Annotated in this window: 17 protein-coding genes; 12 read left to right on the plus strand and 5 right to left on the minus strand. The window is 61.8% G+C overall.

Features of this window, described 5'->3' with window-relative positions:
* Positions 1-127: 127 nt before the first annotated feature.
* From putP to NLX68_RS10520, 9 genes are all read left to right on the plus strand, one after another.
* Positions 128-1,612, plus strand: a complete 1,485-nt coding sequence (gene putP / locus NLX68_RS10480) for a sodium/proline symporter PutP (RefSeq protein ID WP_010221548.1) — start codon at positions 128-130, stop codon at positions 1,610-1,612.
* Between the two features lie 126 nt (positions 1,613-1,738).
* Positions 1,739-2,575, plus strand: a complete 837-nt coding sequence (locus tag NLX68_RS10485; RefSeq protein ID WP_010221549.1) for a 23S rRNA (adenine(2030)-N(6))-methyltransferase RlmJ — start codon at positions 1,739-1,741, stop codon at positions 2,573-2,575.
* 158 nt (positions 2,576-2,733) lie between these two features.
* Complete coding sequence (locus NLX68_RS10490) at positions 2,734-4,491, plus strand: carbamoyltransferase (RefSeq protein ID WP_038997493.1); 1,758 nt, start codon at positions 2,734-2,736, stop codon at positions 4,489-4,491.
* The gene (locus tag NLX68_RS10495) at positions 4,475-5,605 is read left to right on the plus strand and encodes a glycosyltransferase (protein WP_254283922.1); all 1,131 of its coding nucleotides are present in this window, start codon (positions 4,475-4,477) and stop codon (positions 5,603-5,605) included. Before NLX68_RS10490 ends, NLX68_RS10495 begins: the two co-directional genes overlap by 17 nt.
* Complete coding sequence (locus tag NLX68_RS10500; protein ID WP_254283923.1) at positions 5,605-6,501, plus strand: antimicrobial resistance protein Mig-14; 897 nt, start codon at positions 5,605-5,607, stop codon at positions 6,499-6,501. The genes NLX68_RS10495 and NLX68_RS10500 overlap by 1 nt, the downstream gene beginning before the upstream one ends.
* Positions 6,498-7,898 (plus strand): PIG-L family deacetylase, encoded by a 1,401-nt coding sequence (locus NLX68_RS10505; protein WP_254283924.1) that lies wholly within the window; start codon positions 6,498-6,500, stop codon positions 7,896-7,898. The genes NLX68_RS10500 and NLX68_RS10505 overlap by 4 nt, the downstream gene beginning before the upstream one ends.
* A 51-nt stretch (positions 7,899-7,949) precedes the next feature.
* Positions 7,950-8,906 (plus strand): glycosyltransferase, encoded by a 957-nt coding sequence (locus tag NLX68_RS10510; protein WP_254283925.1) that lies wholly within the window; start codon positions 7,950-7,952, stop codon positions 8,904-8,906.
* 67 nt (positions 8,907-8,973) lie between these two features.
* Entirely contained in the window at positions 8,974-9,747 is a 774-nt protein-coding gene (locus NLX68_RS10515) for a glycosyltransferase family 2 protein (protein WP_254283926.1), read from the plus strand.
* A 49-nt stretch (positions 9,748-9,796) separates the two neighbouring features.
* Positions 9,797-10,891 carry a glycosyltransferase gene (locus NLX68_RS10520; protein ID WP_254283927.1) on the plus strand — a complete coding sequence of 365 codons (1,095 nt, stop codon included), beginning with the start codon at positions 9,797-9,799 and terminating at the stop codon, positions 10,889-10,891.
* Positions 10,892-10,897: 6 nt separating this feature from the next.
* Here NLX68_RS10520 and NLX68_RS10525 read toward each other — a convergent pair whose 3' ends face one another.
* Positions 10,898-11,500 carry a toluene tolerance protein gene (locus NLX68_RS10525; protein WP_254283928.1) on the minus strand — a complete coding sequence of 201 codons (603 nt, stop codon included), beginning with the start codon at positions 11,498-11,500 and terminating at the stop codon, positions 10,898-10,900.
* Between the two features lie 100 nt (positions 11,501-11,600).
* Here NLX68_RS10525 and NLX68_RS10530 point away from each other — a divergent pair, with 100 nt between their 5' ends.
* From NLX68_RS10530 to hldE, 3 genes are all read left to right on the plus strand, one after another.
* A complete protein-coding gene (locus NLX68_RS10530; protein WP_254284069.1) occupies positions 11,601-12,776 on the plus strand; it encodes an O-antigen ligase in 1,176 nt (391 codons plus the stop codon).
* A 15-nt stretch (positions 12,777-12,791) separates the two neighbouring features.
* Positions 12,792-14,600, plus strand: coding sequence for a lipid A export permease/ATP-binding protein MsbA (gene msbA, locus NLX68_RS10535; RefSeq protein WP_036995483.1), 1,809 nt, complete (start codon positions 12,792-12,794; stop codon positions 14,598-14,600).
* A gap of 133 nt (positions 14,601-14,733) precedes the next feature.
* Positions 14,734-16,155 (plus strand): bifunctional D-glycero-beta-D-manno-heptose-7-phosphate kinase/D-glycero-beta-D-manno-heptose 1-phosphate adenylyltransferase HldE, encoded by a 1,422-nt coding sequence (gene hldE / locus NLX68_RS10540; protein WP_254283929.1) that lies wholly within the window; start codon positions 14,734-14,736, stop codon positions 16,153-16,155.
* A 33-nt stretch (positions 16,156-16,188) separates the two neighbouring features.
* On the opposite strand, the gene NLX68_RS10545 is transcribed toward hldE, so the two are convergent.
* The 4 genes from NLX68_RS10545 to NLX68_RS10560 all read right to left on the minus strand — a co-directional run bounded on the left by NLX68_RS10545 (position 16,189) and on the right by NLX68_RS10560 (position 19,581).
* Positions 16,189-17,151, minus strand: coding sequence for a hypothetical protein (locus NLX68_RS10545; protein ID WP_010221558.1), 963 nt, complete (start codon positions 17,149-17,151; stop codon positions 16,189-16,191).
* 47 nt (positions 17,152-17,198) lie between these two features.
* Positions 17,199-18,008 (minus strand): aldo/keto reductase, encoded by an 810-nt coding sequence (locus NLX68_RS10550; RefSeq protein ID WP_254283930.1) that lies wholly within the window; start codon positions 18,006-18,008, stop codon positions 17,199-17,201.
* The gene (locus NLX68_RS10555) at positions 18,005-19,180 is read right to left on the minus strand and encodes an FAD-binding oxidoreductase (protein WP_254283931.1); all 1,176 of its coding nucleotides are present in this window, start codon (positions 19,178-19,180) and stop codon (positions 18,005-18,007) included. Before NLX68_RS10555 ends, NLX68_RS10550 begins: the two co-directional genes overlap by 4 nt.
* Positions 19,181-19,248: 68 nt before the next feature.
* Positions 19,249-19,581 carry a multidrug efflux SMR transporter gene (locus NLX68_RS10560; RefSeq protein ID WP_038997480.1) on the minus strand — a complete coding sequence of 111 codons (333 nt, stop codon included), beginning with the start codon at positions 19,579-19,581 and terminating at the stop codon, positions 19,249-19,251.
* Positions 19,582-19,667: the final 86 nt, after the last annotated feature.

The raw sequence follows: 19,667 nt of genomic DNA on the forward strand, positions 1-19,667 counted from the left end.
CCGACGAGGTGCAACTTGATTGTAAAAACAGGTTGCACCCTCTTTGCGTTGTTGCATAGGATTCGCGGCCTGGGTGCAACCTCCTCTGAGGCTGTCGCTACATAAAAACAAACGCCAGGGCGCAACAATGAGTGTAAGCAATCCAACCTTGATCACGTTCGTGATCTATATCGCGGCAATGGTGCTGATCGGCTTCATGGCCTATCGCTCTACCAACAACCTTTCTGACTACATTCTTGGCGGTCGCAGCCTCGGCAGCGTGGTTACCGCGCTTTCGGCCGGTGCGTCGGACATGAGTGGCTGGCTGTTGATGGGCCTGCCGGGCGCCATCTACATGTCGGGTCTGTCGGAAAGCTGGATCGCCATCGGCCTGATCGTCGGTGCCTACCTGAACTGGCTGTTCGTCGCCGGCCGCCTGCGTGTGCAGACCGAGCATAACGGTGATGCATTGACCCTGCCGGATTACTTCTCCAGCCGCTTTGAAGACAACAGCGGGTTGCTGCGGATCATCTCCGCGGTGGTGATTCTGGTGTTCTTCACCATCTATTGCGCTTCCGGTATCGTTGCCGGTGCCCGCCTGTTCGAAAGCACCTTCGGCATGTCCTATGAGACCGCACTGTGGGCTGGCGCAGCGGCGACCATTGCTTACACCTTTGTGGGTGGCTTCCTGGCGGTGAGCTGGACCGATACCGTCCAGGCCACGCTGATGATCTTCGCCCTGATCCTGACGCCGGTGATCGTGCTGATCGCAACCGGTGGCTTCGATACCACCTTCGCGGCCATCGAACTGCAGGACGCGGGCAACTTCGACATGCTCAAGGGCACCACCTTCATCGGCATCATCTCGCTGATGGGCTGGGGTCTGGGCTACTTCGGCCAGCCGCACATCCTGGCGCGCTTCATGGCCGCTGACTCGGTCAAGTCGATCGCCAATGCGCGTCGCATCTCCATGACCTGGATGATCCTCTGCCTGGTCGGCACCTGCGCCGTTGGCTTCTTCGGCATCGCCTACTTCTCGGCGCATCCTGACGTCGCGGGCCCGGTCGCCGAGAACCATGAGCGGGTATTCATTGAGCTGGCCAAGATCCTCTTCAACCCTTGGATCGCCGGTGTTCTGCTGTCGGCCATCCTGGCAGCGGTCATGAGTACCCTGAGCTGCCAGCTGCTGGTGTGCTCCAGCGCCCTGACCGAAGACTTCTACAAGACCTTCCTGCGCAAGGGTGCCTCGCAGCTGGAGCTGGTTTGGGTCGGCCGTGCCATGGTGTTGCTGGTGGCTGTGGTTGCCATCCTGATTGCCTCCAACCCTGAGAACCGCGTGCTGGGTCTGGTCAGCTACGCCTGGGCGGGCTTTGGTGCCGCCTTCGGTCCGGTGGTGCTGATCTCGGTACTGTGGAAAGGCATGACCCGTGACGGCGCGTTGGCCGGTATCCTGGTGGGTGCGATCACCGTTGTGGTGTGGAAGCACTTCTCCATCTGGGGTCTGTACGAGATCATCCCGGGCTTCATTCTCGGCGCCCTGGCGATCTACTTCGTCAGCAAGGCCGGTAGCCCGTCGAAGGGCATGGTGTCGCGTTTCGAAGCTGCCGACGAGGCGTTCAAAGCCGGTCATTGATCGACTGTTGAGCTTCGCCTGACAACGACCCGGTCTCGCAAGAGCCCGGGTCGTTGTCGTTTTGGCGGCCCGTGCCTGACGCCGCCCGCATGACAAGGTAAACTGCGCGGTCTTGCAGGAGTTGCCATGAACTATCGTCACGCCTTCCACGCCGGCAACCATGCCGACGTCTTCAAACACCTTGTGCTGACCCGTCTGATCGCGTTGATGTCGCGCAAGGAGCAGCCGTTTGCCTACCTCGACACCCACGCCGGTCTGGGTCTTTACGACCTGCAGGGCGACCAGGCGACGCGTACCGGCGAATGGATCGAAGGGATCGGTCGTCTCTGGGGGCGCGACGACTTGCCGGAAGTCACCGCAGACTACCTGCGCATCCTGCGCAAGATGAACCCTGACGGCGAGTTGCGCTACTACCCGGGTTCCCCGGAGCTGGCCCGGCGCCTGGCCCGCCAGCAGGACCGTGTGCTGCTCAACGAGAAGCACCCCGAAGACGGCCGCCTGCTCAAGGACAACATGAAGAAGGACCCGCGCGTCGCCGTGCACCTGGGCGAGGGCTGGCACGTGCCGCGGGCATTGTTGCCGGTGCAGGAAAAACGCGCTGTCATGCTCATCGACCCGCCGTTCGAGCAAGCCGACGAGCTCAAGCGCTGCACCCAGGCGATGAAAGAGACCATCGGTCGCATGCGCCAGACCGTCGCGGCTATCTGGTACCCGATCAAGGACCAGCGCCAACTGGTGCGTTTCTACCAGGACCTGACCAGTACCGGTGCGCCGAAGCTGCTGCGGGTCGAGCTGTATGTGCATCCGCAGGACAGCCCGCAGGGCCTCAACGGCTCGGGCCTGGCCATCGCCAACCCGCCATGGGGCCTGGAAGAAGAGCTGCGTGCGCTGCTGCCGTGGCTGTCACAGGTGCTGGCGCAGACCCAGGGTAGCTGGCGGATGGATTGGTTGATCGCCGAATAACTGCTGTAGGAGCGGGCTTGCCCCGCGATGCGGTGTGTCTGAATGTATGCAATCGCGGGGCAAGCCCGCTCCTACGCTTTGCGTTATAATCCCGCGCTTTGGCTGCCGCCCGCCCCAATGGCCCGCGCGCATATTTACAGATTGAAGAGGCTAGACCCTTGGCATTGACGATTCTTGGCCTGTCCGGCGCCCTTAGTCATGACCCTTCCGCGGCCCTGTACATCGACGGCAAGCTGATTGCCGCCGCTGAAGAAGAGCGCTTCGTGCGCGATAAACATGCAAAGAACCGCATGCCCTACGAATCGGCGAAGTTCTGCCTGGAACAGGCCGGTATCAAACCGTCCGACGTTGACGTGGTAGCGATCCCGTTCGCTCCGATCAGCCTGTTCGGCGAGGCTCGCTGGCACTACGCCAAGCGTTACTGGTATGCCCCGGACCGCGCCCTTGACGCGATCCTGATGGGCAACCGTCGCTACAAGCGCTATCGCAAGAAGATCGTCTGGTGCCTGGAGCAACTGGGCTTCGACCCGAAGAAGGTCAAGATCGAGCCGGTCGAGCACCACCTGGCTCATGCCTCCAGTGCCTACCACTGCTCGGGCTTCAAGGAGAAGACCGCGATCCTCGGCATCGACGGTAAAGGCGAATACGCCACGACCTTCTTTGGTTACGGCGAAAACGGCAAGATCCACAAGATCAAGGAATTCTTCGACCCGGACTCGTTGGGCGGCCTGTATGGCGCGATCACCGAGTTCCTCGGCTTCGAGATGCTCGATGGCGAGTTCAAGGTCATGGGCATGGCGCCGTACGGCGATGCCAGCAAGTACGATTTCTCGCGCCTGGCCTCGTTCGAGAACGGCGAGCTGGTGATCAACACCGACTACGCCAACGTCATCGGCCTGCGTCGTTATAAAGAGAAGGGCAAAGGCTTCTACTTTTCGCCCAAGCTCATCGAATGGCTGGGCCCGAAACGCGAAGGCGACATCGCCGACGAGCCGTACATCCACTACGCCGCGAGCATGCAGGCGCTGTTCGAGAAGCTCGCCCTGCAGATGATCGACCATTACCTGGGCGACATCCTCAAGGAGACCGGCAAGCTGGCCTTTGCCGGCGGTTGCGCGCTGAACGTCAAGCTCAACCAGAAGATCATTGCCCGTCCAGACCTCAAGGAACTGTTCGTCCAGCCGGCTTCCGGCGACGCCGGTACCGCGGTGGGTGCTGCTGCCTATGTGTCCCACGCCCGTGGCGTGCCGGTCGAGAAGATGGAACATGTCTACCTCGGCCCGGCGTACTCCAACGAGGACGTGATCGCCGCCTGTGCCCGTCACCCGAGCCAGCCGAAATGGCGCAAGCTGGAGAACATGCCCGAGCAGATCGCCAAGATCATGGTCGACGGCAACCCGGTGGCCTGGTTCCAGGGCCGCATGGAGTTCGGCCCGCGCGCGCTCGGTGGTCGTTCGATCATTGGTTGCCCAAGCGTGGAAGGCGTTGCCGACCGCATCAACCACCAGATCAAGTTCCGCGAGCGCTGGAGGCCTTTCTGCCCGTCGATGCTCGACACCGTCGCACCGCAGATGATCAAGATCGATCATCCGGCGCCGTTCATGACCTTCACCTTCGAAGTGGCTGAAGAGTGGAAGACCCGCGTGCCGGAAGTCGTCCACGAAGACGGCACCTCGCGGGCCCAGGTGCTCAAGCGCGAGTACAACCCGCGCTACTACGACATGATGAAAGCGTTGGAGACCCTGACCGGTAACGGCGTGTCGCTGAACACCTCGCTCAACCGCCGTGGCGAGCCGATGATCTGCTCGCCGACCGATGCGCTGAACATGTTCTTCGGCTCGGACCTGCAGTACCTGATCATGGAAGACATCCTGGTGGTCAAGGACGGCGCGGACACTTATGACGTCCAGGGCTGAAAAACGCGTCCTGCAGTTCTGTCATGGTTATGACGGTCCGTTTCTGGACTGCGCGCGCCAGTACGCCAGCCTGTTCGACGGCAGCGGCTACAAGGTCACCACGGTGTTCCTGACTGGCGCTGCCGACCCTCAGGTAGCGGCCGGTTGCGCCTCGGACGAAGTGATCTTCCTCGAGTTCAGCTCCAAGGCCATCCGTGGCCTGAAGCTGGGGGCGATCCGCGCATTGCGGCGGATCGTCGCCAGTCGCCAGTTCAGCTTCTGCATCGCGCACCGCTTCAAGCCGATCTATATCGCCTTGCTCGGCAGCCGCTTGCCGGTGATCGGCGTGCACCACGCCTTTGGTGACTACCTGCGTGGTAGCCGCCAGCTGTTTGCCAACCTGTTCAGCAAGCGCCTGAGCCTGCTCGGTGTTTCTGATGCGGTGCGCGACGACATGCGCAAGTGCCTGCCCAAGTGGCCGCTCGAGCGTATCCAGACCCTCTACAACCGCATCGACATCGAGGCGCTGCAGTCCAGCCAGGTACCTGCCGCGCAGGCGCGCGAGGCGTTGGGCCTGGACCCGCAGGCATGGATTGTCGGCAACGTCGGCCGCCTGCATCCGGACAAGGACCAGGCCACCTTGCTGCGTGGTTTTGCCCAGGCCCTGCCGCAACTGCCGGTCGGTGCTCGGCTGGCAATCCTCGGCAAAGGCCGTCTTGAGCAAGCGCTCAAGGCTCAGGCCGCCGAACTGGGAATTGCCGCGCAAGTGGATTTTCTCGGCCAGGTACCTGACGCCCGTCGTTACTTCCGTGCCTTCGACGCCTTCGCCTTGAGCTCCGACCACGAGCCGTTCGGCATGGTCCTGCTCGAAGCCATGGTCGCCGGCGTGCCGCTGCTGGCCACGGCCTGTGGCGGTGCGGTCGAGGTGGTCGAAGGTGTTGGCATCCTGTTCCCGCTGGGCGACGCCGAGCGCCTGGGGCAAGGCCTGCAGCACCTGGCCGCGCTGGACGAAGGGCAGCGCCAGGAATGTGCCGGGCGCATGCTCGAACGCCTGCGTGAGCGTTTCTCCGATGCCGCGGTGCGCGACGCCTTCTGGCAACTGCCGCACGTTCGTGCACTGACGGCGGAGGCCTGATGCTCAACCATATTCAAGGCTGGCGTGAGCGCGGCTGGACGCAGATCGATGCGCCTGCCTACGCCCAAGCCTGGGAAAAATTTGGCGGCAGTGTCGCCACTCATCCGCTGGTGGTCGAGCAACTGGCTGACCTGGCGCAGATTCCGGTGCGTTACCTGGGCTGGGAGCGCGACGGCGAGCTCAAGGCCGCGATTCCCACCTGGGGCCGCTACCTGGCACTGTCCAAGGATGTGCTCAAGCGTCAGGGTAAAAAAGGCCTGTATGACCTGGGCAACGCCGAGCTGATCCTGCCTGCCGCCGTAGATGCCCAGGCGCCGCTGCGGTACGCCGGGCGCTATCTGTCCGAGCTCAACCAGGGTCGTTTTGCCAACCTCAAGCCGCAGACCGAAGCGCTGGCCATGGCGCGTACGCCGGAAGACCTGTCGAAGAAGTTTCGCTACAACCAGCGCCGCGAACTGCGTTTGCTGGAAGAGGCGGGCGGTCAGGTACGGCCGGTCACGGATTTCTCCAGTGCCGAACTTGCCGCAATCTACTGCGACCTGTTCCAGCGCCGCTGGGAGTTCCCGGCTACCGGCGCCGAACGCATGGCCGAGGTGATCGAGCGCCTGCGTGAGCTGTTGATCGGTTCGGTGTTGTTTCTTGACGATGCACCCATTGCCATCCAGTTGGTCTATCGGGTCGAAGCGTCAGAGTGGATCAGCGTTGAATACATCAACGGTGGTGTCGACCCGCAAACCAAGGCATTCAGCCCTGGCAGCGTACTGAGCTTCCTCAATACCCAGGCTGCCTGGGAAGACGCCCGTGCGCGCAACAAACCCCTGCGTTTCTCCTTCGGCCGTGCCGATCGCGAGTACAAGGACCGTTGGTGCAACCCCGTGCCGGTGTTTCAGGTGTGAGTCGCAAGCAGCAGTTGCTCAAGCGCCACCGGCGCAACAAGCGCCTGGGGCTGCTGGTCGGCCTGCTGGTACTGCTCGCCCTGGGCATTTCCGTTCAGTGGTGGCTGCCGCTGCTGTTGTTGCCGCTGCTGTGGGTAGCCCACGAGGCATGGTTTGCCGATCACCTGTTCTACTCCCCGGCCGAGGACTATCAATATCAGTTCCCGCCAGATTGCGTGGCGCATCCGACCGACCTGGTCGATGGCCTTGTGCACCTGCAGTCGCCGCTGCAGCTTGGCGGTGACGAAACGCTAATCCTGCAGGTGCGCCTGAAGGGTAGCTGGCTGGGGCGTTTCCTCGATCCTTCGGTAAGCCTGGGAAGTGAAGACGTTCAGACTTTCGAGCGGGGCGTAAACGGCCTTCGTTACCTGAACCTTACCGGGCTTGCCGAACCGCTTACGGCTGGGCGCCTGCGCCTGCGTGGGCGCTACTGTCGACTGGTGGGTGAGGCGCAGCTGTGGGTTGCACCTTGCGCTGACCTGCGCCAGCGCCGGGTGATGGTGATCGCACCTCATGCCGATGATGCCGAACTCGCGGCGTTTGGCCTCTACAGCCAGGCTGAGGAAACCTGGGTGGTGACCTTGACTGCCGGGGAAATCGAAGCCGAACACTATCAGCAAATGGGTCTGGAAAAGTCCGAAGCTGCGCGCCTTAAGGGTCGTTTGCGGGCCTGGGACAGCATCGCCGTGCCGCGCTGGGCAGGTGTACCGGAGTCGCGTTGTGTGCAGCTTGGGTACTTCTGCTTGCAGCTCCCGGCCATGCAGGCCGCGCCTGCAGAGCCGATGGCTTCGCGAGAAGCCGGGCTTGTCGATACCCGCCTGTTCCGCCAGTTCAACCCGCTGTCCCTGCCGGGTGACCAGGACGGCGCGCCGACCTGGAACAACCTGCTGGCCGATTTGCGTGCACTGTTGCTCAAGGCTCGGCCGCAGGTGCTGGTGATGCCGCACCCGACCCTCGATCCGCACCCGGACCACATCTGCGCCCAGGCTGCTGTGCTTGAGGCGCTGCAGGGCCTGGAATGGCAGCCTGAAACCCTGCTGTGTTATGCCAACCACTTGCACGACAACGACCGCTGGCCCATGGGCGATAGCGGTGCGGGTATTGCCTTGCCGCCGCAACTCGAAGCGACCCAGGCCTGGGCGCCCTACAGCCTGCTGCTGGGCCTGCCAGCCCAATGCGACAAGGCCATGGCCTTGGGCATGATGCATGACCTGCAGCCGCCTGCACCGTTCAAGCGCCGCCTGCGCCGCTTGCTGCAACGCTGGCTGGCCGGGCGCCGAGCTTCGCCTTATGGCGAGAACGAATTTTTCCGCAAGGCCGTGCGTCGCCATGAATTGTTCTGGCGTCGTGACCTCTGATCATGACGCTGCAAGATTGAAAGCTGTGGCCCGAGCGCCGCAAGGAAGACAATGAAAGTTCTATTTCTGGTGCAGAAAGAACAACGGGCGATCCTTGATCGTTTGTATGACGGTGTTGCTGCGCATTGCGACTGTGATCTGCGGTGGCTGAGCAGTGACGACCAACGCAATCTGCACAGTTATTTCCGTCGCGAGATCGACGTCGACAAGTACGACAGGATCGTGTTCTTCCTGCGTTTCAAGCAAGAGATTCGCCAGGTCGGTTTCATTCGCACGGTGCCCAACCTGGTCATCCTCGAACATGATGCCTACCAGAACTACATCCCGTGCAAGTACACCGGCAAGTTCAGCGCTCACTACCGCCAGTTGCCCTGGGCGCGGGTGATCAGTTCCGGCTACATGGTCAGCGAACAGCTATGCCAGGAAGGTTTTGATGCCGTGTTTGTGCCCAAGGGTTACGACCAGCAGTTGCTGGCCGACCAGGGGCGTGAGCGGGACATCGAGCTTGCGTTCGTCGGCAGTACCAACAGTGTTGCCTACAGTGGCCGCAAGGCGCTGCTCGACGAGCTGGCCCAGGTAGAAAACCTGCTGGTTACGCGCACCAAGTCGGGCGAAGAATACTGCGACACGCTCAACCGCATCCGCTTTTTTGTCAGCGCGGATGTCGGCATGGGCGAATACATGATCAAGAATTTCGAGGCGATGGCCTGTGGCTGCGTTTTGCTGGCCTTTAACCAGGGTGAGGCGGAGAATCGCGCCCTGGGCCTGAAAGACATGCATAACGTGGTGCTCTATGACAGCATTGCCCAGTTGCAAGAGAAGCTGAAAGTGTTGCGTGCCGACCCTGAACTGGTTGAGCGAATCAGCAATAACGGTCGTGATCTGGCGGTCTCGCAATTCAGCTTCGCCCAGGTAGGTCGTAGCATCGTGGAAAAAATGCAGCCACCTCTTCGTCCCCGTCCAGCCCTGACCGGCTGGCAGCGCTTGCGTTTGAGACTGGGCATATGAGCCGGCTGTCCTGAAACCAGGCAAGTAGTCTTGAACATTTGAATACAGTTTATGGGGAGGGGGTCCGGTGCGATTCTGCCAAGATAGTGACGTAACACTGGTTGTCACCAGTTGCGGACGCTTCGATTTGCTAAAACTTACGCTGGAAAGCTTTGACCGGTTCAATACCGCGCCTATTCGTGAAGTGTTCATCACCGAGGACTCCGGGGATGATGCTGTTCACCAGGCTATCCCCGAGCACTGGAAGCCGTACTGCACGGTCTTCGTCAACCGCCCGAAGTTGGGCCAGTTGGCGTCGATCGACCTTTCCTATAGTCACGTAAAGACCCCCTACATCTTCCATTGCGAGGATGACTGGGAGTTCTACCGCCCAGGCTTTGTCGAGGACTCGCTGGCGATCCTGGCGGTCAGCCCGCAGCTCCTGCAGGTCTGGTTGCGTAGCTATGTCTACGACCTGAAATTGCACAGCCCGTATATCCATCTGGGCGAGCGCCAGGTGATCGCCGGTGTTCCCTGCTACCCATTGCTGTCGGACAAGCCCGAGTGGCAAAGCTTCTCGCTGAACCCCGGTTTGCGCCGCCTGAGCGATTATCAGCGCTGTGCGCCGTTTGCTGCCTATGCTGGTGAAAAGGCATTGTCAAAGCGCTATGCCGAGTTGAACCTGACTGGGGTGAGCCTGGAAGGTGACGCAGTGTTGCACACAGGCTTCGGTATGCACGTGAGTCTGCCTGAAGAGCGTCAGCGTAAAGCCCGCCGGCGTCAGCGCGAGCGGGTGAAGCTGGCAGTTATGTTGTTGATCGGATTTGCAATGGGAGTGTGGGTTGGCCTTCTTGCGAATTGATTCAGCTGGTTTGCCAGTTATCCAGTCCGACGCAGGGGGGGGGCTCCCCGTGAATATCGTCAACATCATGTGGGCAGGTGGCTCGGCCTATAGCTCGGTGCACAAGGTTCACCAGCAGATATTGTCCCAGGCGGGGCCTGGGGCAAGGATCAGTAGTTGGCTACTGCAAGGCCAGGGCTCCTGCTGCAGCGCAGAATCGACACGGGAGTGGCAGTTGTCCCATCGTCTGCTCAAGGGGCGGCATCTGTGGATGTTGCTCAGGCCCTGGTTGCATGGCCGCCTGCGTGAAGCGTTGGAGCAGGCCAATGCACAGGTGCTGGTGCTGGATGGGTTAGGGGTCTCGCGGCTGATTCTGCCGGTTGTGCAGAAAATGCCGGATGTCCGGGCAGCTATCGTCTTTCATGGCAAGACCCGTTTACGTCGGGCAGATGTCGCCTTGCTACGCGCGATCCCCAGCAGTCGGTTGAGTATTGTGGCGGTATCCCAGACCCTGGCCAGCGCGCTGGAGCAAGACCTCGGCATACCGGTCAACGTATTGCGTACAGCCCTCGAGCCAGAAGGGTTTCGTCGTGACCTGCTTGAGCCGGAGCAAGCTCGACAGGCGTTGAACTTGCCAACCCGAGGTGTGCGGGTAATGGGCGCAGTCGGCCGCCTCGTTGATAGCAAGGGTTTCGATTACCTGCTGGAGGCCTTTGCTCAGGCTAGCCGGCAGCAGCCTGACCTACGCCTGGTGATTCTTGGTGAGGGTGTGCAACGCGCATTGCTGGAAGGGCGGCTCAAGGCGCTAGGACTGGTTGATAAAGTCTCGATGCCAGGCCATTGCAACGGCCTGGCGCAGCTCTACCGGGCATTTGACTGGGTGCTCATACCCTCGCATGCTGAGGGCCTGGGGCTGGTGCTCCAGGAAGCGGTGATGGCAGAAGTGCCGGTACTGTGCAGCGATCTGTCAGTGTTTCGCGAGCAATTAGGGGGCGCGGGTCTTTATGCCCCAGCGGGCGATCCCCAGGCGTGGGCCAAGGCCATCATTGATTGTGCTGCATTGCCTGCAGAACAGGTCGCGGCGGCTCAGCAGCAGGCGCTGGCCCCGGATCAGGCCTGGCAGAGTTTCAGTCAGGCTTCCCGTGAACTGCTACGCACGCCCTGAAAAACCTCACTTCAACAGGGCGCGCTCTAATTCTGCAAGGGGAAACTCGTCCCCCAACTGTTCCCGGCCAATGTAGCGAGCCAAGTGCTGCACGTTGCGTCTTACCAGTCGTACGGATAATGGCGCCCGTAGGAAACGCATGTCAGCCACATCGATCAAGCCCCATTGCTGTTGCGGCGTCACCACAATGTTGCCCAGGTGCAATGAGCGAAAGTAGATGCCTGAGCGATGCAGGTTCTGTATCAGGGCAACCAGCTCCGGCAGGTGCTTCTGCCAGCTGAATCCCGGCTGACGGGACAGTTGGCGCAGGGTTTCGCCGGGCAAGGGCTGGTACAGCACGGCGGTCATGCCAGGGGCGTCGAGGGTGAAATACTTGAGTACCTCCAGCGTAGGAATTCCAAGCTTCTTCAGTTGCAAGGCGTTGTCGATGAAGCGCCGCGAGTAAGGTCGCAGCAAGGCAGATGAAATTAACCGCTTGCGCCGGAACAGCTTGAGGATATTGCCATCGGTTAGCAGGTAGACTTTAGCACCGTAGCTGTCGGCCTCCAGGATCTGGGCGCCGAGTATCAGCTGATTGAAGTCGACCTGGGGTAGCCGGGAACATTGCATGGATAGGGGCCTTGTCATCGGGCAAGCAAAATGACCGGCAATAATGCCGAAAGTTTTAAGGATGCACCATGCCGGTGTTGTTGAAACGATGGGGAAAAGCATGATGTACACAAGGCGCTGGGCACAGTCCTGGCTGGCGATCGGATTGTTGTGGTTCGTGGTGGCAATCGCCTTGGCGCCCAGTAACAAGGTTTATCAACAAGGTTTGATCGCATTTTTGTGGCTGCCGGTACTGGTGTTGCTGTGGTCGGCTCGCGTGCTTGTTGTCGATACCTGGAAAGCCCAGCGCTGGCTATGGCTGTCGGTGGCCTTGCTGCTTGGCTGGTCTGCCCTGAGCCTTTCGTGGAGCAGTGTCGACGAGGGGGGGCGTGAGGTCAAACGCCTGGTGTATATCGCCGTGTTCCTGCTGTTTTTTCCAATGATGGGCAATGCAGACACTGCGCGTGTGATGCGCCTGCTGAACTGGGGCGGTGTTGGTCTGGCAATCGCAGCGGTCTATTCAATCGTGCTGTTCTATGGCGTTCAGACGCAGCCCTGGCATGCCCGGTTATACGGTGTCGGGGAAATTTCCCATCCTATTCTTGGCGCTTATGTAATTGCTGCCGCCATTATCTGGATGCTTCATTGGCCGCCGCGTACCCTGGTACTGCAAGGTATCTGGGGCTTGGCATTGGTCGCTCTCGGTATGTTCCTGCTGCTCTGCCAGAGTCGAGGTGCGGCACTGGCACTGCTGATTTCCGTGCTTGCCATGCCGACCTGGTGCCGGGACCGTCGTAGTTGTTGGATCGCGGGTGTGGCAATGGTCGCCGCGATTGTTGCTTTTGTCTTGATGCAGTCGCTGATCATGGCGCGGGGCTCGTCCTATCGACCGGAAATCTTTCAGGCCAGCCTGCAGATGATTGCCGAGCACCCATGGACGGGCCTGGGATTGGGCGCGTTCTATAAAATCCAAGCGGTAGGCCTGGAGTTTGATCACGCGCACAACATGTTCACTCACATTGCAATAGAACTGGGCATTCCCGGCATGCTGCTATGGTTGGCTGTCTGGCTTTGTGTATTACGCGAAATCTGGAAATCTCGTGACACAGATTACGGCAAGGGCATGATGGGGCTGTGGCTTTTCTCGACCCTGGCCATGCAATTCGACGCCGCCAGCCTCACCGGCACCCCGCGCGCTGAATGGTTCATCAGTTGGTTGCCGGTTGGCCTGGCCACTGTCCTGGTCTGGGTGCGTGCCCGGGCTCCAGGCTGTGATAAAATTTCCGGTTCTATCTGAACAGCGAGCTCGACGATGGCCGAAACACCGCGAGAGGCGGAGCAGAGCTCCAGCCTGAAAATCTACTTCCGGCTGCTGAGCTACGTGAAGCCGTACATCGGCATTTTTATGCTGAGTATCCTCGGCTTTGTGATCTTTGCCTCGACCCAGCCAATGCTGGCCGGCATTCTCAAGTATTTCGTCGATGGCTTGAGCAACCCCCAGGCGGTGTTGTTCCCCACCGTGCCTTACCTGAAAGACCTGCAGTTGCTGCAGGCCGTGCCACTGCTGATCGTGCTGATCGCCGCCTGGCAGGGCCTTGGCTCGTTTCTGGGCAACTACTTTCTGGCCAAGGTCTCCCTGGGTCTGGTACATGACCTGCGGGTCGAACTGTTCAACAAGCTGCTGGTGCTGCCTAACCGTTACTTCGACAACCACAACTCCGGTCACCTGATCTCGCGCATCACTTTCAACGTGACCATGGTCACCGGCGCTGCGACCGATGCGATCAAGGTGGTGATCCGCGAAGGCCTGACCGTGGTCTTCCTGTTTGTCTACCTGTTGTGGATGAACTGGAAACTGACCTTGGTGATGCTGGCGATCCTGCCGGTGATTGCGCTGATGGTCGGAACTGCGAGCAAGAAATTCCGCAAGCAGAGCAAGAAGATTCAGGTGGCCATGGGTGATGTCACCCATGTCGCTTCCGAAACGATCCAGGGCTACCGCGTCGTGCGCAGCTTCGGTGGCGAAAGCTATGAGCAACAGCGCTTTGCCAATGCCAGCCAGAGCAACACCGACAAGCAGCTGCGCATGACCAAGACCGGCGCGGTCTACACGCCGATGCTGCAACTGGTGATCTATACCGCCATGGCCGCGCTGATGTTCCTGGTGCTGTTCCTGCGCGGTGATGCTACGGCCGGTGATCTGGTGGCCTATATCACTGCGGCGGGCCTGCTGCCCAAACCAATCCGCCAGTTGTCGGAAGTCAGTTCGACCATCCAGAAGGGGCTGGCCGGTGCCGAAAGCATTTTCGAGCAACTGGACGAGGCACCGGAAGTCGACAGTGGCACCGTCGAATTGGACCGTGTTGTGGGGCGCCTTGAGGTCCGCAACCTGAATTTCACCTATCCGGGTACCGAACGTCAGGTACTGAGCGACATTTCCTTCACCGCCGAACCCGGGCAGATGATCGCCCTGGTGGGGCGTTCGGGCAGCGGCAAGTCGACTCTGGCGGCATTGATCCCGCGCTTCTATCACCACGACCAGGGGCAGATCCTGCTCGATGGCGTGGAGATCGAGAACTACCGACTGCGTAACCTGCGCAAGCACGTCGCCCAGGTGACCCAGCACGTGACCCTGTTCAACGACACCGTGGCCAACAACATCGCTTATGGCGACCTGGCCGGTGCGCCGCGGGCCGAGATCGAAGCCGCTGCCGCCGATGCCTATGCCAAGGAGTTCGTCGAGCAGTTGCCGCAAGGCTTCGACACCCAGGTCGGTGAGAATGGTGTGCTGCTCTCCGGTGGTCAGCGCCAGCGCCTGGCGATTGCCCGGGCGCTGCTCAAGAATGCGCCGTTGCTGATTCTCGACGAGGCCACTTCGGCCCTCGATACCGAGTCCGAGCGACACATCCAGGCCGCACTGGATCACGTGATGCAAGGGCGCACCACGCTGGTGATCGCCCACCGTCTGTCGACTATCGAGAAGGCCGATATGATCCTGGTCATGGATCAGGGCAAGCTGGTCGAGCGCGGTACCCATGCCGAGTTGCTGGCTGCCAATGGCTATTACGCCAGGCTGCATGCCATGGGCCTGGACGAACCGGCCAAGGCCGATATCACCTGATTCACACGCGCCGGGGCCTGTCGTGCCCCGGCAGCCTTTCCCTGGAATGCCTGGCAACAAGGCGGTAAACAAGCCTTCGCTTTGCCTGTGCTAATATCCTGCCCCTGTTAATTATTTTGTATATGGGTTGCCCATGAAGTTGTCCATGCCGCGTTTCGATCAAGCCCCGGTACTGGTGGTGGGCGATGTCATGCTCGACCGCTACTGGCATGGCGGTACCTCACGGATTTCGCCTGAAGCGCCGGTACCGGTGGTCAAGGTCGAACAGATCGAGGACCGTCCCGGCGGCGCGGCCAACGTGGCCTTGAACATCGCCGCCCTGGGGGCCCCGGCTGCACTGGTTGGGGTGACGGGCCAGGACGAGGCGGCCGACAGCCTCGCCAACAGCCTGCAGGCTGCCGGTGTGCGCTCGATCTTCCAGCGTATTGCCCACCAGCCGACCATCGTCAAGTTGCGGGTCATGAGCCGCCATCAGCAGTTGCTGCGTATCGACTTTGAAGAACCCTTTGCCACCGACCCGTTGTCCCTGGGCGCCGAGGTCGATGCGCTGCTCGATGGCGTCAAGGTGCTGGTCCTGTCGGACTATGGCAAGGGGGCATTGAAAAACCACCAGAGCCTGATCCAGGCGGCCCGGGCCAAGGGCATTCCGGTGCTGGCCGACCCCAAGGGCAAGGATTTCTCGATCTACCGTGGTGCCAGCCTGATCACCCCCAACCTCAGCGAGTTCGAAACCATTGTTGGCCGTTGCGCCGACGAGGCCGAGCTGGTGGCCAAGGGTGGCCAACTAATGAGCGAGCTGGAGCTCGGCGCCTTGCTGGTGACCCGTGGCGAGCACGGCATGACCCTGCTGCGTCCTGGTCACCCGGCCCTGCACCTGCCTGCCCGTGCCCGTGAAGTGTTTGACGTGACGGGTGCCGGCGATACGGTGATCTCGACCCTGGCCGCAGCCATTGCTGCCGGCGAAGAGCTGCCCCATGCGGTGGGCCTGGCCAATCTTGCCGCCGGTATCGTGGTCGGCAAACTGGGTACCGCAGCCATCAGTGCCCCGGAGCTGCGCCGCGCCATCCAGCGCGAAGAAGGTTCCGAGCGTGGCGTGCTGAGCCTCGACCAGCTGCTGCTGGCCATCGATGATGCCCGCGCGCACAACGAGAAGATTGTCTTCACCAACGGTTGCTTTGACATCCTCCATGCCGGTCACGTGACCTACCTGGAGCAAGCCCGTGCCCAGGGCGATCGCCTGATTGTCGCGGTCAACGATGATGCCTCGGTCAGCCGCCTGAAAGGTCCGGGCCGGCCGATCAACAGCGTTGACCGGCGCATGGCTGTGCTGGCCGGCCTCGGCGCAGTGGACTGGGTCATCAGCTTTCCTGAGGGTACGCCGGAGAACCTGCTGAGCCAGGTCAAGCCGGACGTGCTGGTCAAGGGCGGTGACTATGGCATCGACCAGGTGGTCGGCGCTGATATCGTCAAGTCTTATGGCGGCACCGTGAAGGTGCTGGGGCTGGTGGAAAACAGCTCGACCACCGCTATCGTCGAGAAGATCCGCAAGAACTGAAACATCGCGGGGCAAGTCGCCCCGCGATCGGCTCTACTTGCGCAATCCGCCACGCGCCATCTGCAACAGCTCCCGCGCTCTACCGGTCAGCCGCTTCAAGCCGCTGTCCGGCTTCGCTGGCGTCAGGCCTTGCTGCCTGACCCAGTCCTTCCAGCGTATCCGCTCATCCCTGACCAGCCATCCCTCCTGCCTGGCAAAGCTTTCGGCCAGGTACAGGCCACGGGTGCTGGCCGGTAGCAGGCGATCCTTGCTCAGGGTGTAGAGTTCGGCACGTGGCTGGCCGTCTTCCAGCGGCATCAGGTACAGGTCGGGGCGCTTGCGGTTGAGGCGAGCGACGAGTTGGTCGCCTTCAAGGCGCTCGTCAACGTGGAACAGGCTCAGCGATTTGGCCTCGCGGGGGACTTGCAGGCACAGGTCGTAGATCAACTGCAGTGAAGCGGTGGGCAAGTGCACGTAGGCCCGAGGCCGCTCCAGCAACTGCAGATTGGCGCAGCGCACCGGGCGTGCGGCGCCGGACTGCGGAGTGAGCACGAAGGGCAGGGCTTCGCGGTAGTGCAAGGCGTCAGCGTAGGGAGCCGGTAGCCAGGTGTCGTTGAAGCGCCCGCCAAGCCAGCCTTCCGGGGTTTCCAGCAGGCATTCTTCGGCAACCTCCTGAATTGCCGTATGCAGCGGCAGGTTCAGCTCCTGAGCGGGCACATAGCCTGAAATCAGTTTCAGCACCACATCGCCGCGGTCCTGACGGCGCTGACGCACCAGCACCCAGTAATCGCGATTTTGCCAGCGCAGGGTCAGGCGCACCGACACGCCGAGATTGGCCAGCTCGATAGCAAAGTGCTGGCTGTCGGCGAGCTGGATCGGCTTGCGCCGTTGCAGGGTCTGGGCGAAGTTCAGCGGCATGCCGATGCTCTGGTAGACGAGGCCTTCGGGGCTGGCCTCGACGTGCAGCGGCAGGGTCTTGAAGTTGCTGGGGTTCTTGCGGATCAGCGTTCGCGGCATGTCGGCTCCTTCTTGCGTTGGGGTCGGCCGCGGCGGCGGCGTGGATGTCAGTGGCGCAGGACGTTGGCAACGGTTGCCACGTTATGGGCCAGGTGCAGCGGGTTGATGGTGCCGACAATAGCACTGCTGACGCCAGGGTGGGCAAACAGCAGTTCGAAGCTGGCGCGCACCGGGTCGACCCCCGGGCTCAGGCACACGTGACCACTGGCCAGGGCCTTTTTCACCAGGATCGCCTTGCCGTGTTCGGCCGCGTAATCGATCACCGGTCGTTCAGCCTGCTCGTTCAGATTGTAGGTGACCATGGCGCAATCGCCGCGCTCAAGCGCTTTGAGGCCGCCCGCTGCGGTCTTGCCGGAAAGGCCGAAACCTCGGATCTTGCCTTCCTGCTTCAACGCTTCGAGGGTCTGGTAGACCTCTTCATGTTCGAGGATATGCAGATCGTTGCCGTCGGAATGTACCAGCACCAGGTCGATGCAGTCGGTTTCCAGGCGCTTGAGGCTGCGCTCGATGGAAAAGCGCGTGTGCGCTGCACTGAAGTCGAAACGCGACTGGCCGTCTTCGAACTCCTCGCCCACCTTGCTGACGATCACCCAGTGCTCACGCTGACCGCGCAACAGCGGGCCGAGGCGCTCCTCGCTGCGGCCGTAGGCTGGCGCGGTGTCGATCAGGTTGATGCCCAGCTCGCGGGCCTGGGCCAGTAGCATGCGTGCTTCACCGTCGTCGGGAATGGTGAAGCCGTTGGGGTATTTGACGCCCTGGTCGCGGCCGAGCTTGACGGTGCCCAGGCCCAGTGGCGACACCGTCAGGCCGGTACTGCCGAGGGGACGATGCAGGTCGTGCAGGCTCGGCAGGCTCATGGCAGCAGTTGCTCCCACACCGGCAGGGCCATGGGTGGCCGGGGCAGTTCGGGCAGGGCAGCCTGAGCGGCCGGCTTGATGCCGTCACGCTCAAGGGTGGCCAGCACCCGGTCGCTGAAGTCCGGGGCCAGGGCCAGCTTGGTCGGCCAGCCCACCAGCAGACGCTGCTGCTCGGCAAGGAAGGCGTTGTCCGGGCGCACCAGCCCCGACTGTGCGGGCTCGGCGCGGTCGATGCGCACGGTGGCCCAACGCACCTGGCTGAGGTCGATCCAGGGCAGCAGGTTGCCGACTTCTTTTTTCGCCGCCGCAATCTGCGCGTCAGGTTCGCGGGCCACCCCATCGGCTTCGGCCAGGTCGCCACCCAGGTACCAGACCCACTGGCCATCAGCCGCCGGGTGGCTGGTGACGGTGATGCGCGGCTTCGGCCCGCCGCCCAGGCAGTGGGCATACAACGGCTTGAGGCTGGCGCCCTTGGCCATGACCATGTGCAGCGGCCGGCGCTGCATGGCCGGCTGGCTCAGGCCCAGGGCTTCAAGCAGCGCGGCATTGCCGGCACCGGCGCTGAGCACCACGCGTTGGGCGCGGATCTCGCGGCCGTCGACGCGCAAGCCAAGCAGCTCGCCATTGTCATTCAGCGGTTCGATGGATTGAGCGGCCAGCAGGCTGTCGCCGGCCAGCTCCGCGAGCTTGTTCAGCAGGCTCGGCACATCGACGACCAATTCGGCCAGGCGATAGACCTTGCCCTTGAAGGCGCGGTCCTGCAGGGCTGGCGGCAGTTGATCGCCCTTGACCTGATCGACACGGCCGCGCACCGCCTTGCTGGCAAAAAAGCTGGTGAGATTGCCGGCCAGGGTGCCGGGTGACCACAAGTAGTGGGCTTCAGACAGCAGGCGCACGCCGGACAGGTCCAGCTCGCCGTTGCCGGCCAGGGCCTCGCGCCAGCGCCGCGGCATGTCGGCGATGGCCTCCGAGGCGCCGGTCAGGGCACCGTGCAGGGCATATTTGGCGCCGCCGTGGATGATCCCCTGGGACTTGAGGGTTTGCTCGCCACCGAGGCTGGCGCGTTCCACCAGCACCGTCGAATAGCCGAGCCGGCGCAGGCGGGCATTGAGCCAGAGGCCTGCGACCCCGGCGCCGACGATCAGCACATCGGTGGAAATTACGGTTGGCATGCATGAACCTCACAAGCTTGGACAGACGCCCAGTATACAGCCTGTGAAGCATTGCACCCGGTTGCGGATCAATGCCCGGCGGTTTTCGAGAAGACCTGGATCACCACCACGCCGCCGACGATCATGGCCATGCCGAGCATCGCCGGCACATCCAGCTTCTGCCCGTAGATCACCAGCGCCGCGACGCTGATCAGGACGATGCCCAGGCCCGACCAGATCGCATAGGCGATACCCACCGGAATGCTGCGCACCACCAGGGTCAGCATCCAGAACGCCACCGCGTAGCCACAGACCATCAGCAGCAGCGGCAAGGGCGTGCTCAAGCCCTTGACGGCTTTCATCGAGGCGGTGGCGATGACTTCGGCGCAGATGGCGATAGCCAGGTAAGTGTAGGCATTCATGTCGGTAATCCTCTGTTCTGGCTGGGCATTCTAGAGCAAGCCTGAATGGGGTAAAGTCATTACCTATCTTTCCTGGAGATAGGTTG

This window comes from Pseudomonas sp. SBB6, assembly GCF_024213215.1.
Classification (GTDB): Bacteria; Pseudomonadota; Gammaproteobacteria; order Pseudomonadales; family Pseudomonadaceae; genus Aquipseudomonas; species Aquipseudomonas donghuensis.

Bases quoted from the DNA above. Each gene is read 5' to 3' on its own strand.
- putP (WP_010221548.1), top strand. From the start codon at position 128: ATGAGTGTAAGCAATCCAACCTTGATCACGTTCGTGATCTATATCGCG.
- NLX68_RS10485 (WP_010221549.1), top strand. From the start codon at position 1,739: ATGAACTATCGTCACGCCTTCCACGCCGGCAACCATGCCGACGTCTTC.
- NLX68_RS10495 (WP_254283922.1), top strand. From the start codon at position 4,475: ATGACGTCCAGGGCTGAAAAACGCGTCCTGCAGTTCTGTCATGGTTAT.
- NLX68_RS10500 (WP_254283923.1), top strand. From the start codon at position 5,605: ATGCTCAACCATATTCAAGGCTGGCGTGAGCGCGGCTGGACGCAGATC.
- NLX68_RS10510 (WP_254283925.1), top strand. From the start codon at position 7,950: ATGAAAGTTCTATTTCTGGTGCAGAAAGAACAACGGGCGATCCTTGAT.
- NLX68_RS10525 (WP_254283928.1), bottom strand. From the start codon at position 11,500: ATGCAATGTTCCCGGCTACCCCAGGTCGACTTCAATCAGCTGATACTC.
- NLX68_RS10530 (WP_254284069.1), top strand. From the start codon at position 11,601: ATGATGTACACAAGGCGCTGGGCACAGTCCTGGCTGGCGATCGGATTG.
- msbA (WP_036995483.1), top strand. From the start codon at position 12,792: ATGGCCGAAACACCGCGAGAGGCGGAGCAGAGCTCCAGCCTGAAAATC.
- hldE (WP_254283929.1), top strand. From the start codon at position 14,734: ATGAAGTTGTCCATGCCGCGTTTCGATCAAGCCCCGGTACTGGTGGTG.
- NLX68_RS10545 (WP_010221558.1), bottom strand. From the start codon at position 17,151: ATGCCGCGAACGCTGATCCGCAAGAACCCCAGCAACTTCAAGACCCTG.
- NLX68_RS10550 (WP_254283930.1), bottom strand. From the start codon at position 18,008: ATGAGCCTGCCGAGCCTGCACGACCTGCATCGTCCCCTCGGCAGTACC.
- NLX68_RS10555 (WP_254283931.1), bottom strand. From the start codon at position 19,180: ATGCCAACCGTAATTTCCACCGATGTGCTGATCGTCGGCGCCGGGGTC.
- NLX68_RS10560 (WP_038997480.1), bottom strand. From the start codon at position 19,581: ATGAATGCCTACACTTACCTGGCTATCGCCATCTGCGCCGAAGTCATC.